Raw genomic sequence first — 23,762 nt, 5'->3', positions numbered from 1 at the left:
GGGTTGTGACACTATATGTCGAAAGGTTGTTGTTGCGCGACGTGGCAGCGGCGATCATGATGAGCGGGGGACACAGAGGACGAGATGCCGACATTTTCGCAAAGCCTTGAACAATCCCTGCACCGCGCGCTCGCCATCGCCAACGAGCGACATCACCAATACGCGACGCTCGAGCATCTCTTGCTTTCGCTGGTCGACGACTCCGACGCCGCCGCGGTGATGCGGGCTTGCAGCGTCGATCTCGACAAGCTGCGCGCCAGCCTCGTCAACTACCTGGAAACCGAATTCGAGAACCTCGTCACCGACGGTTCCGAAGATGCCAAGCCGACCGCTGGCTTCCAGCGCGTGATCCAGCGCGCCGTGATCCACGTGCAGTCGTCTGGCCGTGAAGAAGTGACTGGCGCCAACGTGCTGATCGCGATCTTCGCCGAGCGCGAAAGCCATGCCGCGTACTTCCTGCAGGAGCAGGACATGACGCGCTATGACGCGGTCAACTACATCAGCCATGGTATCGCCAAGCGGCCCGGCGTTTCCGAAGCGCGGCCGGTGCGCGGCGTCGATGAGGAAACCGAGACCAAGAGCGGCGACGACGCCAAGAAGAAGGGCGACGCGCTCGAGACATATTGCGTCAACCTCAACAAGAAGGCGCGGGACGGCAAGATCGATCCGGTGATCGGACGCAACTCCGAGATCAACCGGGCGATCCAGGTGCTGTGCCGCCGCCAGAAGAACAACCCGCTGTTCGTCGGCGAAGCCGGCGTCGGCAAGACAGCGATCGCCGAAGGCCTCGCCAAGCGCATCGTCGACTCGGAGGTTCCCGAGGTTCTCGCCGCCGCCACGGTATTCTCGCTCGACATGGGCACGCTGCTGGCAGGCACGCGCTATCGCGGCGACTTCGAGGAACGCCTCAAGCAGGTGCTCAAGGAACTCGAGGCGCATCCGAACGCGATCCTGTTCATCGACGAGATCCACACGGTGATCGGCGCCGGCGCGACGTCCGGCGGTGCGATGGATGCCTCGAATTTGCTCAAGCCTGCACTGGCTTCGGGCAGCATCCGCTGCATGGGATCGACCACCTATAAGGAATACCGTCAGCACTTCGAGAAGGACCGCGCGCTGGTGCGGCGCTTCCAGAAGATCGACGTCAACGAGCCGACCGTCGAGGACGCCATCGCGATCCTCAAGGGCCTCAAGCCGTACTTCGAGGACTACCACAAGCTCAAGTACACCAACGAGGCGATCGAGTCGGCCGTCGAACTGTCGTCGCGCTACATCCACGACCGCAAGCTGCCGGACAAGGCGATCGACGTGATCGACGAGTCGGGCGCGGCGCAGATGCTGCTCGCCGAGAACAAGCGCAAGAAGACGATCGGCATCAAGGAGATCGAAGCCACGGTTGCGACCATGGCGCGAATCCCGCCGAAGAGCGTGTCGAAGGACGACGCCGAGGTGTTGAAGCATCTCGAAACGACCCTGAAGCGCGTGGTGTTCGGTCAGGACAAGGCGATCGAATCGCTGTCGGCTTCGATCAAGCTGGCGCGGGCCGGCCTGCGCGAACCGGAGAAGCCGATCGGCTGCTACCTGTTCTCGGGTCCGACCGGCGTCGGCAAGACCGAAGTGGCCAAGCAACTCGCCTCGACGCTCGGTGTGGAACTGCTTCGCTTCGACATGTCGGAGTACATGGAGCGGCACACCGTGTCGCGCTTGATCGGCGCGCCTCCCGGCTATGTCGGCTTCGACCAGGGCGGTCTTCTGACCGATGGTGTCGATCAGCATCCGCATTGCGTGGTGCTGCTCGATGAAATCGAGAAGGCACATCCTGATCTGTACAACGTGCTGCTGCAGATCATGGATCACGGCCGGTTGACGGATCACAACGGCAAGCAGGTCAACTTCCGCAACGTGATCCTGATCATGACCACGAACGCGGGCGCGGCGGATCTCGCCAAGCAGGCGTTCGGCTTCACCCGCAACAAGCGGGAAGGCGACGACCACGAGGCGATCAACCGGTGGTTCGCGCCGGAATTCCGCAACCGTCTCGACGCGATCGTGTCGTTCGCGCACCTCAATGCCGATGTCATCGGCATGGTGGTGGAGAAGTTCGTGTTGCAGCTCGAGGCGCAGCTCGCCGATCGCGACGTCACGATCGAGCTGACCGACGAGGCCAAGGCCTGGCTGGTGCAGCACGGCTACGACGAGCAGATGGGCGCGCGGCCGATGTCGCGGGTGATCCAGGAACACATCAAGAAGCCGCTGGCCGACGAAGTGTTGTTCGGTCAGCTCAAGGGCGGCGGCCACGTCAAGGTCGTGCTGGTCAAGGACGAAGCGGTCGCCGGCGTCGAGCTGGAAAAGATTGCCTTCGAATTTCTCGACGGCCCGGTCACGCCGAAGCCGGAAGACCTGCCGGGCGCCAAGAAGCGCGGCACCGCCCGCAAGGCCAAGCCCCGCGCCAAGGATCGGGTCGAAGAAGCCTGATCGCGGCGAGCGAGTGAGACGTTCAAAAGGCCGGCGAGCGATCGCCGGCCTTTTCGTTTGGGCTGACTAATCTTCACCTGAATCTAGTGAGTGTCGTAATCGCCGTCATGCCCGGGCTCGCCCCGGGCAATCCACGCCTTCAGCCTCGCCGCATCCAAGACGTAGATGGCCGGGACAAGCCCGGCCAGGACGGGGAGAGGGGCGCTGCTGCGGTCTTAAGACTTCATTTGACGATCTTATCTCGGCCGTCATTGCGAGCGAAGCGAAGCAATCCATTTCTTGGCACTGAGCCGGATTGCTTCGTCAGCGTCGCTCCTCGCAACGACGGAGAGGATGTCTTTCAAAGCAGTCGCGTTGTTAGTTCCCGGCGGCTGGTGGTGGCGCGGGCTGTGGAGATGCCGCGGGCGCCGCCGGCGCCTGCAACGTCACGCCCTCGGGCGGGATCATCGCCCAGCCGTAGGCTTTGAGTTTGCCGCGGCCGAGCGGCAGAACCATTGTGCCGTACACCGGGCTTACGTCGCCCAGCGCGGCGCGGTAGGGCGGCGGCAGATCGTCGGTGCGGGGGAATTCGTCGGTCGACCACACCGCCAGCGTGCCGGACTGCTTCAGGCGCTGCGGATTGATCCACGGACTCTTTTTAACGTCGGCATCGACGAAGACCGACGGCCGCGGTGACGCGTAGAGCGCGACGAAGCCGGCCTGCCGGGCGCTGCCGGTGACGATGTCCAGCGGCTTCGTGGTGCGACTCTTCCACACCGCCTGCATCGCGTTCGACAGCGCGCGCGCCGGGTATAGCTCTGCCGGCAATGGGCCATTGCCATAGGCGCGGCTGTAGATCGAGCCGATCGCGACGAACGGCGCGCCGACCAGTACCAGCAGCCACAGCACCACGGCGAGGCGTGGGGCGCGCAGCGCAAAGTGCGGCGGTAGCAGCATCAGAAGGGCGAGGCCGGACAGCGCCGCGAGTGCGCTGCCGGTGGTCGCGCCGATGCTGAACCAACCCAACACGTGGGCAAGGGCGATCAGCAGCGACGGTCCGAAGGCGGCGGCGAGGATCAGCGAGCGGTCGAAGCCGCTCGGCGCGTCGATGTTCAGCTCGGCCGGCTCGCCTTGCAGCGGCAGCCGGGGCAGAGCCGCGAGGACAGCGAGAGCGATCAGTCCGAGATGCAATCCGACCTGACCTGACAGGAACCCGAAAGCCGCGACGATTCGTGACCAGATCCCTACCGGCGCCGCGGTGTCATCTGGCTGCGCCAGCCACGACAGATGGGGTGCCAGTAACATCACGGCGAGTCCGGCAGCGATCGCGGGACCTGAGGATAGCAACTGGCGGCGGCCCTGGCGCGTCAGCAGCAGATGCGCGACCAGCGTCAGGATCAGCGCGAAGCCGGCGTGCTCGGCATTGCCGAGGAGCCCGCAGACAAGACCAAGCCAGATCCAGGGCGCCCGGGTCGTCCCCAGCACCGCCCGCCGATACAGCGCGACCGCCGCGACGCTCAATGGCAGCGCCGCGATGGCTGGATCGTAGCCGAGCACTTCGGCGCCGAAGCAGCCGATCAGAATCGTCAGCGCGACGGCCAGCGTCGCGCCGCTGCGGCCGAGCATGGCGGCGCCGAGCCGCCACAGCAGCAACAGCGTCAGCAACGCCGAGCCGACCGACAGCACGATCTGCGATCCGGTCCAGCCACCGGTCAGCAGCCCCGCGATCTGCGTCAGCCAGGGCGCCAATGGCGGATTGCTCCACGGTCCGGTGGGCCACTCGCGGCCGCGCAGCGCCATCTCGTAGCCGACCGCCGGCAGGCTGGGAAAGCTGAAGGCCGCGACGAACCACAGCCCGCCATAGATGCCGAGGATCCACAGCAGCATGCGCCGGGGTTCGTTGCGGAGAATGTCCAGCACGGTATCGCAGGCGCGCAGCACCAGCCCCGGCGCGGCGGCGGGCCTCTGCTCGGCAGCAGCCGAGGGCATGGCAGATGCCTGGCGTTGCGCCGGTTTGGGCGGTGGCGCGGGGCGAGGTCGCGCCGCGGCCGGACGTTTCGGAGGAGGCGCCGCGCTGGGCTCGCGACTCGGCTGCGTTGCGGTGGTCTGTGCCGGTAAAGGCGAGGGCGCGGCGTCGGGCTCAGCCTCCGCAGCCGGATCCGCCGCGGCAGCCTTGGCCGCCGGTTGCGGTTTGCCGCCGTGATGCTTCTTCTTCGGCCGCCGGGTCTTGGGCTGCTTGCGCTTGATGGCCGTCGTCCTTTGCAGACCGGCGACGCAGCCGCGGGCCGGATCGTGGATCAGGACCGACGTTGTAGTGCATCCGGACGGCGAGGCAATTGCCGGAAAGGCGACTTGCCGGGGACAGAGAAGGAGCGTGGCGACGTGTCGCCGTCAGCCCTCGCCAAGCAGGATCTTGATCTTGCGCTGCAGCTCTCGCTTCTTCTTCTCGCTCTGACGCAGCCGCTCGGCGAGTTCGGAGTTGTCGCCTGAGCTGAACGCCAGGCCGGCGACATTGCCGCGTCGCCACACCACGGTCGACGGGTAGGTGCGGGCCTTGCGCGGGACCGTCAGCGCGATCTGCTCCGGCAGGCCGGCTGCGCTGCCGAACTCGATCGTCGCGCCGGTCTCGGAGATGTTGCGGACGACGCAGTCCCGCGTCGCGCCGCGGTCGCTGACGGTGGCGATGCCGCCATACACCACCTTGTCCCGCCGCGTCTTCCGCCGATCGTCCATGGTGCCTCTCCGTGCCTCGCGCGCGGAGTGTAAGCGGACAACAGTGGGGCGAAAGTCTTTCCCCGCATTAACCTGAATCCGGCCGCAACGTCGCAGCCGAAAGCACAGCGGACTAATGCGTCGGCCGGCCGTGCCGGTAGTCGCGCGGCGAAACGCCGAAGCGCTCGCGGAATACCCGGCCGAAATGCGACAGATCATTGAAGCCCCAGGCGAATGCGATCTCGCCGATCCGGCGGCCAGCCTGGCGCGGGGCGGCGAGGTCGCGCGCGCAGCGCTCCAGCCGCTGTGCCAGCACGTAGCGCTGGAACGAGGTGGCGTCGCCCGCGAACAGATCGCTGACGTAGCGCGGCGAAATCCCGAGCCCCGCCGCCACCCCCGCCGCCGACAGCTCCGGATCGTGCAGCCGGCTCTGGATGTGCGCCTTGAGGCGATACAGCATCGCGGCGCGGTGCGACGTCGCCGGCCGCGCCCCGTCGAGACGATCGGCGATCGCCATCGCCACCAGATCGACCGCCTGCTCGGTGAGCCGGTTCGCAGTATCACCATCGACACGGTCGGCGAGCGCGCAGATCGACGCGATGAAATCGTAAGCGAGTTTGTCGAGCGGGCGCTCCGAGCTGAAGGTCGTCGCGGTCAACTCCTCGGTGCGGATCCGGCGCGCGATCATCTCGCGCGGCACCTGCAGGATGCGCTGCGAGAAGTCGCCGTCGAACTGCAGCTCATAGGGGCGGGTCGTATCGTAGAACGCGAACTCGCCCGGGCGGATCACCGCCTCGCGGCCGTCCTGCGTCACGCCGCCATGTCCGGTGGTGCCGAGCGCGAACAGCACCGAGGCTTCCTGCGCGCGGGCGATCCGCGCCGGCGTGCGGGCGACACGCTGAGCGCAGGACGACACGGTCGAGCACAGCGCGTGGCCGAGCGCGCCGCTCGACACCGAGCCGTGAAACGAACTGCCGCGATCCGAGCTGCAGTCGAGCTGCACATAGACGTCGCAGATGATGTCCTGCCACAGCGCCAGCCGCTTGTGAGGCGGCGCATCGTCGGCGGAGAACCGGGTCGGCATCGTCGTCTCTCCCTGAGCTGCATCGCCCGCTGCGCAAACGGAGTCGAGTTTTCCTTCCGTCCCGAACGAGTATCGCCGCCTGAGCCTCAATAAGATGCACGCATCGAATTCGATGATCAACTGTGCAGTGCACGATCAGGAGGTTGTAATGGGACTTCAGCACCCGAAATACAAAGTAGCAGTGGTCCAGGCTGCGCCGGTGTGGCTCGACCTCGATGCGACGGTCGACAAGACGATCGCGCTGATCGAGGAAGCGGCAGCCAATGGCGCGAAACTGATCGCATTCCCGGAAGTCTTCATCCCCGGCTATCCCTGGTACATCTGGCTGGACTCGCCGGCCTGGGCGATCGGTCGCGGCTTCGTGCAGCGCTACTTCGACAATTCGCTGAGCTACGACTCGCCGCAGGCGGACAAGCTGCTGGCCGCGGTGAAGCGCGCCGGACTGACGGCGGTGCTCGGCCTGTCGGAGCGCGACGGCGGCAGCCTCTACATCGCGCAATGGATCCTCGGGCCGGATGGCGAGACCGTCGCGAAACGCCGCAAGCTGCGTCCGACCCATGCGGAGCGCACGGTGTACGGCGAGGGCGACGGCAGCGATCTCGCGGTGTTCGATCGCCCGGACATCGGCCGCCTCGGCGCGTTGTGCTGCTGGGAGCACCTGCAGCCGCTGTCGAAATACGCGATGTATTCCCAGCACGAGCAGGTGCATGTCGCGGCGTGGCCGAGCTTCTCACTGTACGATCCGTTCGCGCCGGCGCTCGGCTGGGAAGTGAATAACGCCGCGTCGCGGGTCTATGCGGTGGAGGGCTCGTGCTTCGTGCTGGGGCCGTGCGCCACGGTGTCGCCGGCGATGATCGAGGACATGTGCGACCGTGACGACAAGCACGCGCTGCTGCACGCCGGCGGCGGTCACGCCACGATCTTCGGGCCGGATGGCAGCATGCTGGCGGAGAAGCTGCCGCCGGATCAGGAAGGGCTGCTCTACGCCGAGATCGATCTCGGCATGATCGGCATCGCCAAGAACGCCGCCGATCCCGCCGGTCACTACTCACGCCCGGACGTGACGCGCCTGTTGCTCAATCGCAAACCCGCCCGCCGTGTCGAGCACTTCGCGCTGCCGGTGGACAGCGAGCCAGTGGAGAGCGAGCAAGCGCCAGCGTCGTGATCGTCGCAAGCACGCGCTCGGCCGCGTCGCTGACAGCCGAGCTGCTCAAAGTCAGCGTTCGTTCGTCTGGAGCGGTTCTGGTTCTAATGGAATCAGAGCCGGCAAAGGCGGCATCGCCCCATGCAAAACCTGATGGGGAGGAGGCGTGAAGCGCCGTCTCGAACCATGGGCTACTGGTGCTGAGTGGTCCCATCCCTCGAGACGCCCAGCTTCACCGGGCTCGTCAGGATGAAGACTTGGTACCTGTGGACAGGGCGATCGCGCTTCGATCAATCGATGATTGCTCGAGTCATTGCGAGCCGAAGGCGAAGGAATCCATGCTCCCCGTGTGGCGCTGGATTGTTTCGTCGGCTGCGCCTCCTCGCAATGACGCAGGGGACGCTAATTGACGGTGTCGCGGACTTCGCGGGCGCGTTGCTTTTGTGCGTCGAAATCGGCGCGGCGGCGGGCGAGGTCTTCGGGGCTGAGATTGGCGACGTTGTTGTAGTCGCGCTTCCACGACGGATCGTCGCGCCAGCGCAGTGGTGATTGCACCGTGGTCTGCGCGGCGGGCGTGTTCTCCAGTACGCGCAGCGCCAACTCCAGCGTGAACGCCTGCGAGGCATCGTCGTGCGGCTTGCCGGCGGAGTTGCCGAGTGGGAAGTCGCTGAACAGGAACCGCGGCACCGCGGCGTGTTCGACGATATCCTTGGCGCAGCCCATCACCACGGTCGCGATCCCGTTCGCCTCGAGATGCCGCGCCACCAGCGAGACGGTCTGATGGCAGACCGGGCAATTCGGCACCAACACCGCGGCATCGACGTTGTCTGCTTGGCAGCGCGCGAGGATCTCGGGCGCGTCGGTGTCGATCGTGACGCGATGACTGCGATTGGTGGGCGCGCCGAAGAAATTCGGTGCAAGCTGAAAGCGGCCTTCGTTCGCCAGTCGCCGCAGCCGCGGCAGCGGGAACCACGTGCCGCTGTCGGTGGCGGTGGTGTGAACCCGGTCGTAGGCGATATGGGAGATGCGCAGATCGTGATCGGACGCGGTGTCGCCGGCATAGACCTGATAGAACTTGGCGCCGCCATTATACGGCGCACCCGGACCCTGATCGCCCTTGGCCGGATCGTACGGCGCGGCGGTGGTGATCAGCGCGACGCGCGACTGCGCCAGCGGTTTGGTCAGCGGCTGGAACGGCGCGCCGACATGATGCGCCCAGCGATACGGGGCGTCGTAGCCGATCGCCTGATAATACGCGCGCGTCCGCGCCATATAGGCGATCGGCACATCGTCGTCGGCGGCAAAGGTCGTGTCGGGCTGCTCGGCCATGATAGGATCTGCACCAAAGGGGATGAGCGATTGCACCTCTGGCGACCAGCCTTGTCAAGAATGCGCGCGGCGATGCGGGACGCTGCATGAGCCGGCGCGGACTGAGATCGCTGTGTGGACGGGCAGGGCTGGCTGTTCTGATCGCAGCAGCCTCGCTGTTGCTGGTGCACGCCGAAGATGCGGCGCCCACGAAGCCGGCCGAGTCCCCCGCCGCTGAGAGCGCGCCGGCCAAGCAGCCGGATCCGCCCGCTGCGACTCCGCCGGCTCCCGAAGCGGCCAGGCCTGCGGCAGGTGATCAGCCCGCCGACAAGCCCGCCGACGCCGCGAAGCAGGAACCGGAGAAGCCGGGGGATCGCGACACGCGCGAGTCGATCTGTCTGATGATCGAGTCCGCCGCGAAGGCGCACGAGCTGCCGCTGGAGTTCTTCGCGCGGGTGATCTGGCAGGAGAGCCGTTTTCAACCGGACGCCGTCGGGCCGGTGACGCGCAGCGGCAAGCGGGCGCAGGGCATCGCGCAGTTCATGCCCGGCACCGCGAGCGAGCGCAGCCTGCTCGATCCGTTCGATCCGGTGCAGGCGCTGCCGAAATCGGCGGAGTTTCTCAACGAGCTGCGCGGGCAGTTCGGCAATCTCGGCCTTGCGGCCGCCGCCTACAATGCCGGGCCGCGCCGCGTGCAGGAATGGCTCGCCGGCGCCGGGCCGATGCCGCAGCAGACGCGCGCCTACGTCTACGCGATCACCGGCACCACGGTGGATGATTGGGCGGCGGCAGGTCGTAATGCGAAGCCGCCGGACGCCAAGCAGGCCACCGATTGCCGGACGCTGATGGCGCTGCTGCGCCGCGCGCCGAATCCGTTCGTCACCCAGCTCGAGCAGCGGGTGAAGCTCGGCGCCGACAAGCCGTGGGGTGTGCAACTCGCCGCCGGCTTCAATCGCGACCGGGCGCTCGCGCAATATTCCCGCGCGATGTCGCGATTGAGCGCGGTGATCGGCGACCACGATCCGAGCCTGTCGAGCTCGGTGTTCCGCAGCCGCGGCACGCGGCCGTTCTATCAGGTGCGGATCGGCGCCGAGACGCGCCCGGAGGCCAACGAACTCTGCGCCCGCATCCGCAAGGCCGGCAGCGCCTGTTTGGTGCTGCGCAATCGCGGCTGATCGCTGCGAGACATGCGATCCGCTCATGCGCCTCGTCGTTCGACGGGGCGGCGGGCGGCCGCTAAGGTGCGGCCGGTGCCGCCCGGTGCCGGATTCGCCCCATGGCCGAAAAGGTGCAGCCTGCCGATGGCGCTTGCGTCGCTCGAGTCCCCGCAATGGATGAGTCCGGGGCGCGCTTATCTGCAGGGCGTGCGCGCCGTCGGCTCCACCGTGCTGACGCTGGTGCTGTTCGCGACCTATATCGGCATCGGCGCGCTGGCGCATGACAGCCGGTTCAGCCTCGGCTGGGTGCTGCTGAGCACGCTGCTGGTATGGGCCGGGCCGGCGCAGATCATCCTGATTTCGTCGCTGGGCTCGGGCGCGACGGCTATTCAGGCCGCGATCGCCGTGACGGTGAGCGCGATCCGGTTGTTTCCGATGGTGGTATCGGTGCTGCCGCTGATGCGCACGCCGACCACCAAGCTGCGACAGCTCATCCTGCCGGCGCATTTCATCGCGGTGACGCTGTGGGTCGAGTGCTTTCGGCTGTTGCCGCAGGTGCCGCGCGAGCGGCGCATTCCGTTCACTATCGGGCTCGGCACCGGGCTGGTCTCGGTGTGCCTCACGGCCAACCTGATCGGCTATCTGCTCGCCGCCAACCTGCCGCAACTGTTCGGCGCCGCGATACTGCTGCTGACGCCGCTGGCGTTCCTGTTGTCGACCGCGCGCAACTGCCGCGAGATCGCCGACGTCGTCGCGCTGGGACTGGGGCTGCTGCTGTTTCCGATCGTCGCGTATTTTCACACCGGCGTCGATGTGCTGATTAGCGGCGTCGCCGCCGGCACCATCGCCTATGGCGTGCATCGCTGGAAGGCGAGGCGGGCATGAGCGGCTTCATCGGTGATTGGCACGCCCTGCTGGTGCTCGTGCTCGCGGGCTTTCTGCCTAACGAGATCTGGCGGATGATCGGGCTGTGGCTTGGCGGCGGCATCGACGAAGGCTCGGAACTGCTGATCTGGGTGCGCGCGGTCGCGACCGCGATCCTCGCCGGCGTGATCGCGCAGATTCTGGTGTTTCCGCCTGGCGCGCTGGCGAGCGTGCCATGGGGGCTGCGCTACGGCTCCGTCGCGATCGGCTTGATCGCGTTCATCGCGACCAAACGCTCGATCCTGATCGGCGTCGTTGCCGGCGAGGCGGTACTGCTCGCCGGGCAGTGGCTGCTCGGCTGATCGTCTTTCGGCGCGGTTGCTTGCGCGCGTCAGGCGATTAGGTTGGGCACCTACTCTTCGCATGGGAATGCCGACAATGGCCTCCGACGATATCCGTGAAGGCGAGATCGCCGTCACGCCGCCGCCGCCCACCGACGCTGGTCTCGTTTTCATCGGCCGCATCCGCACGCCATGGACCGCGCGCAGCGAAACGCCAAGGCAGGGCAGCTTCGATGGCCCGATCTGCAGGCTCGAAATCTTCGAGCCGTGGACGCAGGCGCTCGCCGGCCTCGACAAGTTCGAGCAGGTGCAGGTGGTGTACTGGCTGCATCAGGCGCGGCGCGATCTGGTGCTGCAGCGCGGCCACGGTCATGACGGTCCGCGCGGCACCTTTGCGTTGCGCTCGCCGGTGCGGCCAAACCCGATCGGCATCTCGGCCGCCGCGCTGGTTGGTATCGAGGGATCGACCGTCCTGGTCCGCGGCCTCGACTGCCTCGACGGCACCCCGCTGATCGACCTCAAGCCGGACAGGTGTGTGCATTCGGTGGTGAAGTAGCTAACACCCGTCATTGCGAGCGAAGCGAAGCAATCCAGACCGGTGCACTAAGCTGGATTGCTTCGTCGCTTCGCTCCTCGCAATGACGGAGAGGCTGTGCCGTTTGTTCAGCCCTGCAGTGCCGCCTTCAGCTTGGCGGCGTTCTCTTCCAGCACTGCGGTTTCTTCCTTTTTGCTCGCCGGCGGCAGTAAGGCGACGCCGTCGTGGCGGGGCATCACGTGCATGTGCAGGTGAAACACCACCTGGCCGCCAGCGGCTTCGGAGAATTGCTGCACGGTGATGCCGTCGGCATTGAACGCCTGCTTGGCGGCGCCGGCGATCTTGTGCGCTGCGCGGGCGACGTGGGCGAAATCCTCGGGCGTGATGTCGAGAATGTTGCGCGCCGGCGCCTTGGGGATCACCAGCGTATGGCCGGGCACCCGCGGCATGATGTCGAGGAACGCGAGCACGTGCTCGTCCTCATAGACCTTGTGGCAGGGGAACTCGCCGCGCAGGATCTTGGCGAACGGGTTCTGGGGATCATAGGCGGTCATGGCGACTCCGGCGATTTTCGGCCGGACTTTCGCCGCGCCGCGCGGAGCGGTCAAGCCGGATCGGCGTCCTTGCGGAACGGGCCGGCCTCGGTCAGTTCGCGGCCCATCTCGTCGACATACATCCGCTCGCGCTTCAAATAATCGGCGATCGCCCGGCGCAGCGCCGGGTCGGCGATGTAATGCGCCGAGTAGGTGGTCTGCGGCAGGTAGCCGCGCGCAACCTTGTGCTCGCCCTGGGCGCCGGCCTCAACCACCTTGAGGCCGCGCGCGATCGCGAAGTCGATCGCCTGATAGTAGCAGACCTCGAAATGCAGGAAAGGGTGATGCTCGACCGCGCCCCAGTGCCGGCCGAACAGCGTGTCGCCGCCGATGAAGTTGATCGCGCCGGCGATCCAGCGGCCCTCGCGCTTGGCCATCACCAGTAGCACGTCGTTCGGCATCGTCTCGCCGATCAGCGAATAGAACGCGCGGTTGAGATACGGCCGGCCCCATTTGCGCGAGCCGGTCTCCATGTAGAATTCGAAGAACGCGTCCCAGGCATCCTCGGTAATGTCGGCGCCGGTGAGGTGATGGATGGTGATGCCATTGGCCACTGCGTCGCGGCGCTCGCGCTTGATCGCCTTGCGGTGGCGCGAGTTCAGCGTGGCAAGGAAATCGTCGAAGCTGCCATAACCGGCATTGTGCCAGTGAAACTGCTGGTCGGTGCGCTGCAGGAATCCCTGCTCGGCGAGGAATCGCCATTCCGACTCGCGTGCGAAGGTGACATGCGCGGAGGAGGCTTCGCTCAGCTTGCACAGCGCGATCAGGCCGTTCGACAGCGCCGCGGCGACTTCGCCCGCGTCCTGACCGGGCCGGATCAGCAGGCGCGGGCCGGTCGCCGGCGTGAACGGAACCGAGACCTGCAGCTTCGGATAGTAGCTGCCGCCGGCCCGCTCATAGGCATCGGCCCAGCCGCGGTCGAACACGTATTCACCCTGCGAGTGCGATTTGAGATAGCACGGCACGATGCCAAGGATCTGTTCGCCGCGCCGGGCCACGAGATGGCGCGGGCCCCAGCCGGTCCGTGCGCTGGCCGACTTCGAGGTTTCGAGCGCCGCGAAAAACGCGTGCGAGGTGAAGGGATTGTACTGCGCAGCCGAAGTCGAGCAGGAGGCCGCTGACAGGTCGGATGAAGGCGCGACAGGCGGCGCGAGCGCGCCGCGCGCGCATGCGTCCCAATCGGCCGCCGCGATGGCGTCGACCGAGGGAACGGCTTCGAGCGTGATGTCGGGCGAACGACTCAAGGATCGATCACAGGCGATGATGGCGCGTCTGTATCATAGGCCAGAGATTGGGGCCTGATCGCCGACTTCGCAAGAGCGCGGCAAGGGTGCGGCGATCACGGTTCCGGAACGAAGCCCTCGAAGATCATCTGGTCGGCGTGCTGCCTGGCGCGAACGCGTTGCTCCGATGTACGAACGGTCCAGGCTAATAGCGCGCAGCCGAACAGGTTTCGGGCGATCCAGGGCGCCGGCGCGGGGAGGTCGTCGACCCGATAGGCGACGAAATGTGGCTGCGTGCGCAGGCCATGGCGCAGCGCCTCCATCGGTCTGCGCTGGGCCTCGTTAAGCTTCGCCCAATAGGAATCGTCGTAGCGTCGTTCGGCCGTGATGCCGCGCGGCAGCTCGGGGGCGAGCTGGCGCAGCGCCAGCACCTGGTCGGGATCGAACGACATTGCCGCGACCGGGCCGCGATAGGCGGCGAGCACGTCGATCAGCCGCGATGCCAGCTTGCGGTCGCCGTCGAAATGACTCTTGAGCTCGATCACCAGCGGCACCCGCCCGCTGACCAGATCGCACAGCTCGCCGACCGACATCATCCGCTCGGGCGTGTCCTTGAAGGCGACCCGGCGCAGCTCGGCAGCGGTCAGCGACAGCAGCGACCCGGTGCCCTCGGTCAGCCGGCCGAGGTCGTCGTCGTGATGCACCATCGCCTCGCCATCGGCGGTGAGCTGGATGTCGACCTCGATGGCGAAGTTGCCGGCGATGGCGGCGTTGATCGCCGCCGGCATATTTTCGAGCACGCCGCGGGCGCGGTCGTGCAGTCCGCGATGCGCGACCGGACGTGCGGTCAGCCAGTCGGGAGCGCGCATCGCATCAGGTCCGCAATCACGCGACTTCGAACAGGCCTTCGACCTCGACGGCGGCATCCGCCGGCAGCGAGGCGACGCCGATCGTGGTGCGGGCGTGGCGGCCCTTGTCGCCGAACACGGCGACCATCAGGTCGGAGGCGCCGTTCATCACCTTCGGTCCGTCGGTGAAATCGGGCGTCGAGTTGATGAAGCCGCCGAGGCGAACCACGCGCACCACCTTGTCGAGATCGCCGAGCGCGGCCTTGAGCTGTGCCAGCAGGTTGATCGCGCAGCCGCGCGCCGCGGCGTTGCCGTCCTCGATGCTGACATTGGCGCCGAGCTTGCCCTTGGCGATCAACTTACCCTCGGCGTCGAAGCAGATCTGGCCGGACACCACCAGGAGATTGCCGGTGCGAACGAAGCCGACGTAATTGGCGACCGGGCTGGTGGGTTCGGGCAGGACAATTCCCTGCGCGGTGAGTTTCTGCTCGATGGCTCCGGCCATTTTGGTCCCCATGATCTGTTCGTTGGAGGTCTGTTCGTCACAAACGTCCCGGCCGGCGGCGCGACCGGGCGCACTTGTTTGGCCGATTGCGGCAGCTCTGGCAAGCAAGCGCGGGCGTCACAATCAGCGAGGTTTGATGCGAATTCGTCCGCGATTTCACCGTAATCGGGTGTTCCATCGGGAGTAGCCGTTGCGGCGCGATCGGCCGCTGCCTATCCTCAATCGAGGTTCCCACGGAGACGACATGCGCAAGCTATCCCAGACGAGCCTCCGCCTTTCCACGTTGGCGCTGACGATGATCGGCGCCGCCGGGTTGGGCATGACGCCGGCCGTCGCCGGCCCCGGCGTGGCCTTCCTGCCGCATCAGGCGCTGTACGATCTCAGCCTGATGAAGACCCGCAACAACGCCTCGGTGAACACGGTGCGCGGCCGCATCCTGTACAATTTCTCCGGCAGCGCCTGCGAAGGCTACACCTCGGATTTTCGGCAGGTCTCGGAGATCGAGAGCGGCGAGGGCAAGAACACGCTGAGCGATCTGCGCTCGTCGAGCTGGGAAGACGCTGCCGGCAAAACCTATCGCTTCAAGATCGACACCAAGATGAACGACAGCGACTCCAGCGACGTCGATGGCGTCGCGGAGCGCACCGGCGACAGCATCACGGTGAAGCTGAAGCAGCCGGTGCAGAAGACCTTCACGCTCGACGGCAAGACCGTCTTCCCGACCGAACAGATCGAACGCATCATCGCCGCGGCGCGCGAAGGCAAGTCGCTGCTCGAACTGCAGGTCTATGACGGCTCGGACGGCGGCGAGAAGGTCTACAACACGCTGACCGTGATCGGCCAGCCGATCCCCGGCGATCGCGCGGGCGCGACGCCCGATCCGGCGACGTCGGACGAGTCGATGAAGTCGCTGACGCGGTGGCCGGTGACGGTGAGCTACTACGACCGCAGCGCCAAGTCGGACACCGGCGAGCAGACCCCGGTTTACGCGATGAGCTTCGAGCTCTACGAAAACGGCGTCTCGCGCTCGCTCGTGCTCGACTACAACGACTTCGTCCTCGCCGGCGCGATGGGCAAGTTCGACGTCAAGGCAGCGAAGCCGTGTAAGTAGCCAAGTCGCGGCCGCTGCTTGGTCACAACGGAACTTTAGTTAGTTCGTCATGGCCGGGCTCGTCCCGGCCATCGACGTTTTAAGCCCATCCGCGCGGCAAGACAACGATGCCCGGGACGAGCCCGGCCATGACGGATGGAGTTGCCGTAAGCCTATCCGCACTTTGGTTCGGTCGTTAAATCGCACGCGATCCCCAGCGTCATTGCGAGCGCAGCGAAGCAATCCAGAGCGCAGTGCGCGGAGCTGGATTGCTTCGTCGCTGCGCTCCTCGCAATGACGGCGAGCGTTCGTGCTGACTGATCTGACGCCGCGATCTCAGCTCCGCGGCTTCTCCGGGCCGGTGTAGCTCAATCCCCTGATCACCGCGGCATTGCCGAATTTCTTGCGGAGGTCGTCCATCGCGCGTTCGGCGGTGGCGGCGCGGCGGTCGAGGAGGTCGGACTCGTCGGCCTGGGTCTGTTCGGTCAGCGCGCTGACGCCGGTGCCGATCAGGCGGAAGGCGGTGCCGTCGATTTCCTTGGCCAGCATTTCGCGCGAAATCGCGAAGATGCGGCCTGCCATCTGGGTCGGCGCGTGGATGGTCTGGGAGCGGGTGCGTTGGCGGAAGTCGGCGGTCTTGAGCTTCAGCGTCACGGTCGAGCCCGCCAGCGACGCGCCTTTCAGCCGCGACGATACTTTCTCGGACAGCCGCCACAGGATGCGCTCGAGCGTCTCGAGGTCGCGAATGTCGGTGTCGAACGTCGTCTCGTTGGAGATCGACTTGGCGCCGCGGTCCGGAACGACCTTACGGTCGTCGATGCCACGCGCCAGCCGCCACAGCCGGCGGCCTTCATCGCCGAACTGCCGCATCAGTTCGATCTCGTCGGCCTTCTGCAGATCGGCGATGGTGCGGAAGCCGCGCTGGCCGAGGCGGGCCTCGGTGGCCGGGCCGACGCCGAAAATGAAGCCGACCGGCCGCGGTGCCAGCATCGCGCGCGCATCCTCCTGACCGAGCGCCGCGAAGCCGCGCGGCTTGTCGAGATCGGAAGCGATCTTGGCGAGGAACTTGTTGCAGGACAGTCCGACCGACACGGTGATGCCGATGTCGCGCTCCACCTCGCGGGCGAACCGCGCCAGCACCTTGGCGGCGATGGTGCCGTGCAGCCGCTCCGTGCCGGACAGGTCGAGGAATGCCTCGTCGATCGACAGCGGCTCGACCAGCGGGGTGAGTTGCAGCATCGCCTGCCGCACCTCGCGGCCGACGCGGACATATTTGGCCATGTCGGGCCGCACCACGGCAGCGGAGGGGCACAGCGCCAGAGCTTTGAACATCGGCATCGCCGATCGCACCCCATAGGTGCGGGCGATATAGCAGGCGGCCGATACCACGCCGCGCTTGCCGCCGCCGATGATCACCGGCTTGTCGGCCAGGTCGGGATTGTCGCGCTTTTCGACGGTGGCGTAGAACGCATCGCAGTCGATATGCGCCAGCGTCAGGCTCGGCAGCTCGGGATGGCCGATCAGCCGCGGCGACCCGCACATGGCGCAACGCCGCGCTCCCGCCGCGCCATCGGCGAGGCAGTCACGACAGAATCGCAAAGGGCCGCGCGGCAGGTCGCTCACGGAACGGCGCTCACAGCATGTCGTTCATGGAATGTCACGTTCCCAAGGCTTCTCCTCCAGCGCCTGAAGAGCCGCCGCCACATTGGTCGGGTCGAGGTCGACCGAGCTGGCGAACGCCTTCACGGTGGCATCGTCGCGCATCACGAACTGCAACACGTTGACGAGGAACTGCGGGTCGGCCGCCGACTGCCGCAGGGTTTCCGGACCGAGCCCGGTTTCGGCGAGAAACAGGCCCAGCCGCTCGGGATCCGAGGCGATGAAGGACAGCGCCTGAACCGCCACGATTTCAGAAACTTGCCGGAGATTGTGAACGCGCTTTGGCATCGGGAATGTTTGCCTTTCCGTAACTTCTGGGCTCTATTTTTTTCAATCATGCCCGAGTCTTGCATGGGTAGGTGCGATGGCCGGCCAAACCATCGCACATGTCCCGGACCCGGGCATTCTTGTATCAGGATAGGAGGGCGGGATGGCCAAAACCGTCCTGATCGTGGAGGACAACGAGCTCAACATGAAGCTCTTTCGCGACCTGCTGGAAGCCCATGGCTACCAGACGGCGGGAACGAGCAACGGTTATGAAGCGCTCGAACTGGTCCGCAAGCTGCGTCCCGATCTGATCCTGATGGACATCCAGCTGCCGCAGGTCTCCGGCCTCGATGTCACCCGGTGGATCAAGGACGATCCCGATCTGCGCCACATTCCCGTGGTTGCGGTGACGGCGTTCGCGATGAAGGGTGACGAAGAACGCATCCGCGAGGGCGGATGCGAGGCCTATCTGTCGAAGCCGATTTCGGTGGGCAAGTTCATCGAAACGGTGCGCCGCTTCATCGGTTAGGAGAAGGCATGTCCGCACGGATCCTGGTGGTCGACGACATTCCAGCCAACGTCAGGCTGCTCGAAGCGCGACTATCGGCCGAATATTTCGACGTCGTCACTGCCTCGAACGGCGCGCAGGCGCTGGAGATCTGCGAGCGGGCCGAATGCGATATCGTGCTGCTCGACGTGATGATGCCGGACATGGACGGCTTTGAGGTCTGCCGCCGGCTCAAGGCCAATCCGAAGACGCATTTCATTCCGGTGGTGATGGTGACGGCGCTGGACAGCCCGGCCGACCGCGTCCGCGGACTTGAAGCCGGCGCCGACGATTTCCTCACCAAGCCGGTGTCCGACGTCGTGCTGATCGCCCGGGTGCGCTCGCTGACGCGGCTGAAGATGATGACCGACGAGCTGCGGATGCGCGCCATCACCTCGTTCGAGATCGGCGTTCAGGCGCCGGAGCGCGAGGCGGTCAATGATCAGGGCCGTGGCGGGCGCATCCTGCTGGTCGATGACCGGCCGTCGTCCTACGAGCGGCTGGCGCCGATGCTCGCCGCCGAGCACGACATCGATGTCGAACCGAATCCATCGGAAGCGCTGTTCCACGCCGCCGAGGGCAACTACGACCTGCTGATCGTGTCGCTGGGGCTGGAGAACTTCGACGGCCTGCGGCTGTGCAGCCAGGCGCGCTCGCTGGAGCGGACGCGGCATGTGCCGATCCTGGCGATCGCCGACGCCGACAGCAATGCGCGGCTGCTTCGCGGCCTGGAGATCGGCGTCAACGACTATCTGCTGCGTCCGGTCGACAAGAACGAACTGCTGGCGCGCGCGCGCACCCAGATCCGCCGCCGCCGCTACACCGATCATCTGCGCGACAACGTGCAGCATTCGATCGAGATGGCGATCACCGACGGCCTGACCGGGCTGCATAATCGCCGCTACATGGAGAGCCATCTCGCCACGCTGGCCGAACAGGCCGGCGCGCGCGGCAAACCGCTGGCGCTGATGATCCTCGACATCGACTTCTTCAAGTCGATCAACGACTCCTACGGCCACGACGCCGGCGACGACGTGCTGCGCGAATTCGCGGTGCGCATCAAGAAGTCGATCCGGGGCATCGATCTCGCCTGCCGCTATGGCGGCGAGGAATTCGTGATCGTCATGCCGGAGACGGATCTGCACGTCGCCCAGATGGTCGCCGAGCGGCTGCGCCGCGCCATCGCGGGCGATGCGTTCGCGATCGAGAAAGGCTCAAAGCGCATCGAGGTGACGATCTCGATCGGCCTGTCGACGCTGGAGCGCAAGGGCGAACCGATCCGCGACCTGCTGAAGCGCGCCGACACAGCGCTCTACCGCGCCAAGCACGACGGGCGGAACCGCGTGGTCGCAGCAGCCGCGTAGACGCTTGTTCCCAAATTGGGAGCGTGCTAGAAGTCGCGATGCGCGTGATCGCTCGAAACGTGTTGATCGAGTTCTGGGGCAGGCACCCGGAATGCAAGACCGCGTTGGAGCGCTGGTACGCGTTGACCAGGGCCGCGACATGGACATCGACGGACGATATCCAGCGAGCGGCTCCGAAGTCGAAAGTACTCAATCGCGAGCGCGTCAGGTTTGAGATCGCTGGCGGAAATTTTCGCTTGATCGCGGCGTTCGATTTCCGCCGGCAGGTGGCGTTCGTGAAGTTCATCGGCACTCACGCCGAGTAAGATCGCGTCGATGCGCTGACTGTGTCGCAGTTCTGAGGAGAGAGCTTTGAACATTCGCCCGATCCGAACCGATGAGGATCACCGCGCAGCGCTTGCCGCGATCGAAGCTTGCTGGGGCGCACCCGAAGGTTCGGAGCAGGGTGACAGGCTCGATGTGCTGCTCGCGCTGGTCGATCTGTACGAGGCAAAGCGCTGGCCGCTTGCGATCGACGATAGCTTCGATCCGGTCGACGTGTTGCGCTATGCGATCGATGAGCTGGGACACACGCAATCCGAACTGGCTCAACTGCTCGGGTCACGCTCGCGCGCCTCTGAAGTGCTAGCTCGGCGTCGTGCGCTGACCGTCGAGATGATCCACAAGATTACGGAAGCCTGGAAGATCCCGGCTGACCTTCTGGTTCGCCCCTACAAGACCGCGCGGGCGGCGTAAGCGACGCCATCGGTTTCGATCTTTGCAGCTCCCTGGAACGGCCGTCGTCTCTTCTGGACGCAGATCCGCTGTTTGCGAGTTGTGCCGGCCGCGATCAGCGGACTGAACAGATAGCCTGTCTTGCCTACGAAATTGCGGCGCTGCGGAATCAAATCGTTACGGTTGCTTCCTGCGCCGCGACATCGTCGGATCGGTCGCGCAGATATAACAGATACTTCGCTGCTAATCGCAGCGCACAACGATTGCGGCGTTGTGTTTGCTCGCGTTTTCGTCCTCATCAATTTCATTAGTCCAATTCAACTTCGCAATTGCCTCCCTGCGACAATCTGATCATCCTACCGCCAAGGTCGGCATCGGTCCGGTGGGTGTCAGGCCAGCAAGCCAGAAGTGAGGGCCGCCGTAAGCGGCTTCATGCACCGGCAGTGGGGAGAGATATGCTCAAGCTCAATATCAACGGGCGGAGTCTGTCCGTGGACGCGGACAACGATACGCCGCTGCTCTGGGTCATCCGCGAACAGCTGCAGATGACCGGCACCAAGTTCGGCTGCGGCGCCGGTCTGTGCGGCGCCTGCACGGTGCACGTCAACGGCGAGGCGGTGCGGTCCTGTCAGACCATGGCGGGCGACGTCGTCAACAAGAAGATCACCACGATCGAGGGACTGAGCCAGAAGGGCGATCATCCGCTGCAGAAGGCGTGGATTGCCGAGCAGGTGCCGCAATGCGGCTACTGCCAGTCCGGCCAGATCATGCAGGCGGCGTCGCTGCTCGCCGCCAATCCGAATCCGAGCAAGGAAGAGGTGGTGGCACATATGGACGGCAATCTGTGTCGCTGCATGACCTATTCGCGGATCCAGAAAGCGATCATGCGCGCCGCATCCGAGATGCGGACTGCCAGCAACACCAACGAGCGGAGCGCGACATGAACCAGCACGTGAAAGTTACGCCGCCTCAGGGCGCGGATCTCAGCCGCCGCTCGTTCCTGGTCGGCACCGCCGCCGCCGGCCTCGTGCTCGGCTACAGCAGCGTGCCCGGTTTGCTCGGCGCCGATCAGGCGGTCGCCGCACCGTCGGCATTCGAGCCCAGCGTCTGGTACGCGATCGGGCCGGACGGGCTCGTCACCGTGACCTGCGGCAAGGCCGACATGGGCCAGCACATCGCCTCGACGATGGCGCAGATCATCTGCGAAGAACTCGGCGCGAGCTGGCGGGATATGCGAGTCCAACTCGCCTCCAACGATCCGAAGTTCAACGACCCCGTGCTCGGCGCGCAGATCACCGGCGGCAGCTGGAGCACGATGATGAACTTCGATGCGATGAGCCGCGCCGGCGCCGCCGGCCGGATCGCGCTGGTCGACGCCGCGGTCGCGGCGATGGGCGTGCCGCCGTATTTCAAGGACGAGCTGGTGGTGCGCGACTCCCGCGTCACGCATCCGAAGACCAAGAAGTCGATGAGCTTCGCGGAGATCGTCAAGAGCGGCAAGCTGACCAAGACATTCACGCCTGACGAGCTCAAGGCGATCAAGCTCAAGACGCCCGATCAGTACACCATGATCGGCGTCTCGGTGCCGCAGCTCGACATCCCGTCGAAGACCAACGGCAGCGCCAAATACGGCATCGACACGATGCTGCCCGGCATGGTGTACGGCAAGATCGTGATGCCGCCGGTGCGCTACGGCGCGTCGGTGAAATCGATCGACGACACCGACGCCAAGAAGGTGCCGGGCTTCATCAAGGCCGTCGTGCTCGACGACAAGACCGCGACGACGACGGGCTGGGTGGTGGCGGTCGCCAGCACCTATGCGAACGCCCGCAAGGCGGCGGCGGCGCTGAAGATCAGCTACAATCCCGGCCCGAATGCCGACGTCTCCAGCGAGTCACTGCTCGCCGAGGCGAAGCGGCTGCAGGCGCAGGGCGACTCCGGGCTGTTCTTCGTCAAGGACGGCGATACGTCCGCTGCGCTGGACGGCGCGGCCAAGGTGCTGGAGGCCGAGTACACCACCAGCATCAACATCCACGCGCCGCTGGAGCCGATGAATGCCACCGCGCAGCTTCAGGGCGACATCTGGCACATCTACTCCGGCAATCAGTTCGCGACGCGGTCCGGCGCAATCGCGGCCGGCGCCGCCGGGGTCGATCCGAAATACGTGGTGATGCATCAGGCCTGGCTCGGCGGCGGCTTCGGCCGCCGGCTCGACGCCGACATGATGGTGCCGGCGGTGCTGGCCGCCAAGGCGGTCGGCAAGCCGGTGAAAGTGATCTACTCGCGCGAAGACGACATGACGATGGACTTCTCGCGTCCGCTTACTTTCCAGAAGGTCAAGGCCGGGCTCGACGGTGACGGCAAGCTGATCGCGATGGAGCACGATGTCGTCAGCGCGTGGCCGACAAAGCGCTGGGGTATTCCGGACTTCCTGTCGCCCTCGGTCGACAAGAAGGGTGCGCTCGATGCCTTCACCGTCAACGGCGCCGACTTCTTCTACTCGGTGCCCAACCACAACGTCCGCGCCATTCTCAACGAGATGGCGCAGAACGCGACGCCATCGGGCCAGCTTCGTTCGGTCGCGCCGGGTTGGACGTTCTGGGCGGTCGAAAGCATGATCGATGAACTCGCCCACGCGGCGGGGCAGGACCCGGCGCAGTTCCGCATCGGCCTGCTCGACGGCAAGGGCAAGAACGACGGCGGCGCGCAGCGGCTGCGCAACACGCTGCTCGCCGCGATGGGCATGGCCGGCTACGGCGCCAAGCAACTGCCGAAAGGCGAGGGCATGGGCGTCGCCTGCGTGTCGTCGCAGGAAAGAGCCTCGGCGAGCTGGACGGCCTGCGTCGCGCATGTGGCGGTGGCGCCGAGCGGCGAGGTCAAGGTGAAGAAACTCACCGTCGCCACCGATGTCGGCACGCAGGTGCATCCCGACAATATCCGTGCCCAGGTCGAGGGCGCGGCGCTGTGGGGGCTGTCGCTGGCGATGGTCGAGAAGGCCACGCTGAAGCACGGCGCGATCGAGCAGACCAACTTCGACAGTTACCACGTGCTGCGAATGAGTCAGGTGCCCGAGGTCGCGGTCAGCGTCATCGCCAATGGCGAGAAGGCCACCGGCGTTGGCGAGCCTGCGGTGACGGTGGTCGCGCCCGCGCTCGGCAACGCCATCTTCAACGCCTGCGGCGCCCGCCTGCGCTCACTGCCGATCACCGCCGAAGCGGTGAAGGCGAACATGAAGGCGTAGGGCTCGCTTGGTCGAGCCGCAGTCCCTCACCACGTCATGGCCGGGCTCGTTGTTCAGCCCGGAGACATAGTCGACGCCTGTTCGGAGACATCACCGACACTTTTCCCGCCCG

23 protein-coding genes are annotated in these 23,762 nt (G+C 65.9%); 13 read left to right on the top strand and 10 right to left on the bottom strand.

What is annotated here, in order from left to right:
• Positions 1-84: 84 nt before the first annotated feature.
• The gene (gene clpA / locus ACFFJ6_RS23240) at positions 85-2,475 is read left to right on the top strand and encodes an ATP-dependent Clp protease ATP-binding subunit ClpA (RefSeq protein ID WP_378392406.1); all 2,391 of its coding nucleotides are present in this window, start codon (positions 85-87) and stop codon (positions 2,473-2,475) included.
• 357 nt (positions 2,476-2,832) lie between these two features.
• On the opposite strand, the gene ACFFJ6_RS23235 is transcribed toward clpA, so the two are convergent.
• From ACFFJ6_RS23235 to ACFFJ6_RS23225, 3 genes are all read right to left on the bottom strand, one after another.
• Positions 2,833-4,443 (bottom strand): glycosyltransferase family 39 protein, encoded by a 1,611-nt coding sequence (locus tag ACFFJ6_RS23235; RefSeq protein ID WP_378392404.1) that lies wholly within the window; start codon positions 4,441-4,443, stop codon positions 2,833-2,835.
• A gap of 402 nt (positions 4,444-4,845) precedes the next feature.
• Positions 4,846-5,187, bottom strand: a complete 342-nt coding sequence (locus ACFFJ6_RS23230) for a PilZ domain-containing protein (protein ID WP_378392402.1) — start codon at positions 5,185-5,187, stop codon at positions 4,846-4,848.
• Positions 5,188-5,299: 112 nt separating this feature from the next.
• The gene (locus ACFFJ6_RS23225) at positions 5,300-6,250 is read right to left on the bottom strand and encodes an AraC-like ligand-binding domain-containing protein (RefSeq protein ID WP_378392400.1); all 951 of its coding nucleotides are present in this window, start codon (positions 6,248-6,250) and stop codon (positions 5,300-5,302) included.
• A 148-nt stretch (positions 6,251-6,398) separates the two neighbouring features.
• Between ACFFJ6_RS23225 and ACFFJ6_RS23220 the strand changes: the two genes are divergently transcribed.
• Positions 6,399-7,415: a carbon-nitrogen hydrolase family protein gene (locus tag ACFFJ6_RS23220; RefSeq protein WP_378392398.1), complete on the top strand. Its 1,017-nt coding sequence runs from the start codon at positions 6,399-6,401 to the stop codon at positions 7,413-7,415.
• Between the two features lie 381 nt (positions 7,416-7,796).
• Here ACFFJ6_RS23220 and ACFFJ6_RS23215 read toward each other — a convergent pair whose 3' ends face one another.
• The gene (locus ACFFJ6_RS23215; protein ID WP_378392396.1) at positions 7,797-8,723 is read right to left on the bottom strand and encodes a glycine reductase; all 927 of its coding nucleotides are present in this window, start codon (positions 8,721-8,723) and stop codon (positions 7,797-7,799) included.
• A gap of 86 nt (positions 8,724-8,809) precedes the next feature.
• Here ACFFJ6_RS23215 and ACFFJ6_RS23210 point away from each other — a divergent pair, with 86 nt between their 5' ends.
• From ACFFJ6_RS23210 to tsaA, 4 genes are all read left to right on the top strand, one after another.
• Complete coding sequence (locus ACFFJ6_RS23210) at positions 8,810-9,877, top strand: transglycosylase SLT domain-containing protein (protein WP_378392394.1); 1,068 nt, start codon at positions 8,810-8,812, stop codon at positions 9,875-9,877.
• A gap of 126 nt (positions 9,878-10,003) precedes the next feature.
• A complete protein-coding gene (locus ACFFJ6_RS23205) occupies positions 10,004-10,744 on the top strand; it encodes an AzlC family ABC transporter permease (protein WP_378392392.1) in 741 nt (246 codons plus the stop codon).
• Complete coding sequence (locus ACFFJ6_RS23200; RefSeq protein ID WP_378392390.1) at positions 10,741-11,085, top strand: branched-chain amino acid transport AzlD family protein; 345 nt, start codon at positions 10,741-10,743, stop codon at positions 11,083-11,085. The genes ACFFJ6_RS23205 and ACFFJ6_RS23200 overlap by 4 nt, the downstream gene beginning before the upstream one ends.
• A gap of 76 nt (positions 11,086-11,161) precedes the next feature.
• Complete coding sequence (gene tsaA, locus ACFFJ6_RS23195) at positions 11,162-11,620, top strand: tRNA (N6-threonylcarbamoyladenosine(37)-N6)-methyltransferase TrmO (protein ID WP_378392388.1); 459 nt, start codon at positions 11,162-11,164, stop codon at positions 11,618-11,620.
• Positions 11,621-11,727: 107 nt separating this feature from the next.
• On the opposite strand, the gene ACFFJ6_RS23190 is transcribed toward tsaA, so the two are convergent.
• The 4 genes from ACFFJ6_RS23190 to ACFFJ6_RS23175 form a co-directional block, all read right to left on the bottom strand.
• Entirely contained in the window at positions 11,728-12,153 is a 426-nt protein-coding gene (locus ACFFJ6_RS23190) for an HIT family protein (RefSeq protein WP_378392386.1), read from the bottom strand.
• Between the two features lie 50 nt (positions 12,154-12,203).
• Entirely contained in the window at positions 12,204-13,436 is a 1,233-nt protein-coding gene (locus ACFFJ6_RS23185) for a GNAT family N-acetyltransferase (RefSeq protein ID WP_378392384.1), read from the bottom strand.
• 95 nt (positions 13,437-13,531) lie between these two features.
• Complete coding sequence (locus ACFFJ6_RS23180; RefSeq protein WP_378392382.1) at positions 13,532-14,284, bottom strand: glycerophosphodiester phosphodiesterase; 753 nt, start codon at positions 14,282-14,284, stop codon at positions 13,532-13,534.
• Between the two features lie 16 nt (positions 14,285-14,300).
• Entirely contained in the window at positions 14,301-14,768 is a 468-nt protein-coding gene (locus ACFFJ6_RS23175) for a RidA family protein (protein WP_378392380.1), read from the bottom strand.
• 295 nt (positions 14,769-15,063) lie between these two features.
• On the opposite strand from ACFFJ6_RS23175, the gene ACFFJ6_RS23170 reads away from it, so the two are divergent.
• Positions 15,064-15,879 carry a cell envelope integrity EipB family protein gene (locus ACFFJ6_RS23170; protein WP_378392622.1) on the top strand — a complete coding sequence of 272 codons (816 nt, stop codon included), beginning with the start codon at positions 15,064-15,066 and terminating at the stop codon, positions 15,877-15,879.
• Positions 15,880-16,194: 315 nt separating this feature from the next.
• Here ACFFJ6_RS23170 and ACFFJ6_RS23165 read toward each other — a convergent pair whose 3' ends face one another.
• Together ACFFJ6_RS23165 and ACFFJ6_RS23160 are read right to left on the bottom strand one after the other, a co-directional pair.
• Positions 16,195-17,481, bottom strand: a complete 1,287-nt coding sequence (locus ACFFJ6_RS23165) for a DNA polymerase IV (RefSeq protein ID WP_378392378.1) — start codon at positions 17,479-17,481, stop codon at positions 16,195-16,197.
• A gap of 24 nt (positions 17,482-17,505) precedes the next feature.
• The gene (locus ACFFJ6_RS23160; RefSeq protein ID WP_378392376.1) at positions 17,506-17,805 is read right to left on the bottom strand and encodes a DUF3572 domain-containing protein; all 300 of its coding nucleotides are present in this window, start codon (positions 17,803-17,805) and stop codon (positions 17,506-17,508) included.
• Between the two features lie 142 nt (positions 17,806-17,947).
• Between ACFFJ6_RS23160 and ACFFJ6_RS23155 the strand changes: the two genes are divergently transcribed.
• From ACFFJ6_RS23155 to ACFFJ6_RS23130, 6 genes are all read left to right on the top strand, one after another.
• Positions 17,948-18,313, top strand: a complete 366-nt coding sequence (locus tag ACFFJ6_RS23155) for a response regulator (protein WP_378392374.1) — start codon at positions 17,948-17,950, stop codon at positions 18,311-18,313.
• A gap of 8 nt (positions 18,314-18,321) precedes the next feature.
• Positions 18,322-19,695 carry a PleD family two-component system response regulator gene (locus ACFFJ6_RS23150; RefSeq protein ID WP_378392372.1) on the top strand — a complete coding sequence of 458 codons (1,374 nt, stop codon included), beginning with the start codon at positions 18,322-18,324 and terminating at the stop codon, positions 19,693-19,695.
• A 38-nt stretch (positions 19,696-19,733) separates the two neighbouring features.
• A complete protein-coding gene (locus ACFFJ6_RS23145; protein ID WP_378392370.1) occupies positions 19,734-20,000 on the top strand; it encodes a type II toxin-antitoxin system HigB family toxin in 267 nt (88 codons plus the stop codon).
• 46 nt (positions 20,001-20,046) lie between these two features.
• Positions 20,047-20,430, top strand: a complete 384-nt coding sequence (locus tag ACFFJ6_RS23140; protein WP_378392368.1) for a helix-turn-helix domain-containing protein — start codon at positions 20,047-20,049, stop codon at positions 20,428-20,430.
• Positions 20,431-20,864: 434 nt separating this feature from the next.
• Complete coding sequence (locus tag ACFFJ6_RS23135; protein ID WP_378392366.1) at positions 20,865-21,353, top strand: (2Fe-2S)-binding protein; 489 nt, start codon at positions 20,865-20,867, stop codon at positions 21,351-21,353.
• Positions 21,350-23,650, top strand: a complete 2,301-nt coding sequence (locus ACFFJ6_RS23130) for a xanthine dehydrogenase family protein molybdopterin-binding subunit (RefSeq protein WP_378392364.1) — start codon at positions 21,350-21,352, stop codon at positions 23,648-23,650. Before ACFFJ6_RS23135 ends, ACFFJ6_RS23130 begins: the two co-directional genes overlap by 4 nt.
• Positions 23,651-23,762: the final 112 nt, after the last annotated feature.

It is taken from the genome of Rhodopseudomonas telluris (genome assembly GCF_042432815.1).
In the GTDB taxonomy this organism is placed as follows: Bacteria; Pseudomonadota; Alphaproteobacteria; order Rhizobiales; family Xanthobacteraceae; genus Rhodopseudomonas; species Rhodopseudomonas telluris.
Note: the sequence above shows the minus strand (reverse complement) of the source record. Positions and strands in the feature narration are given on the sequence as shown.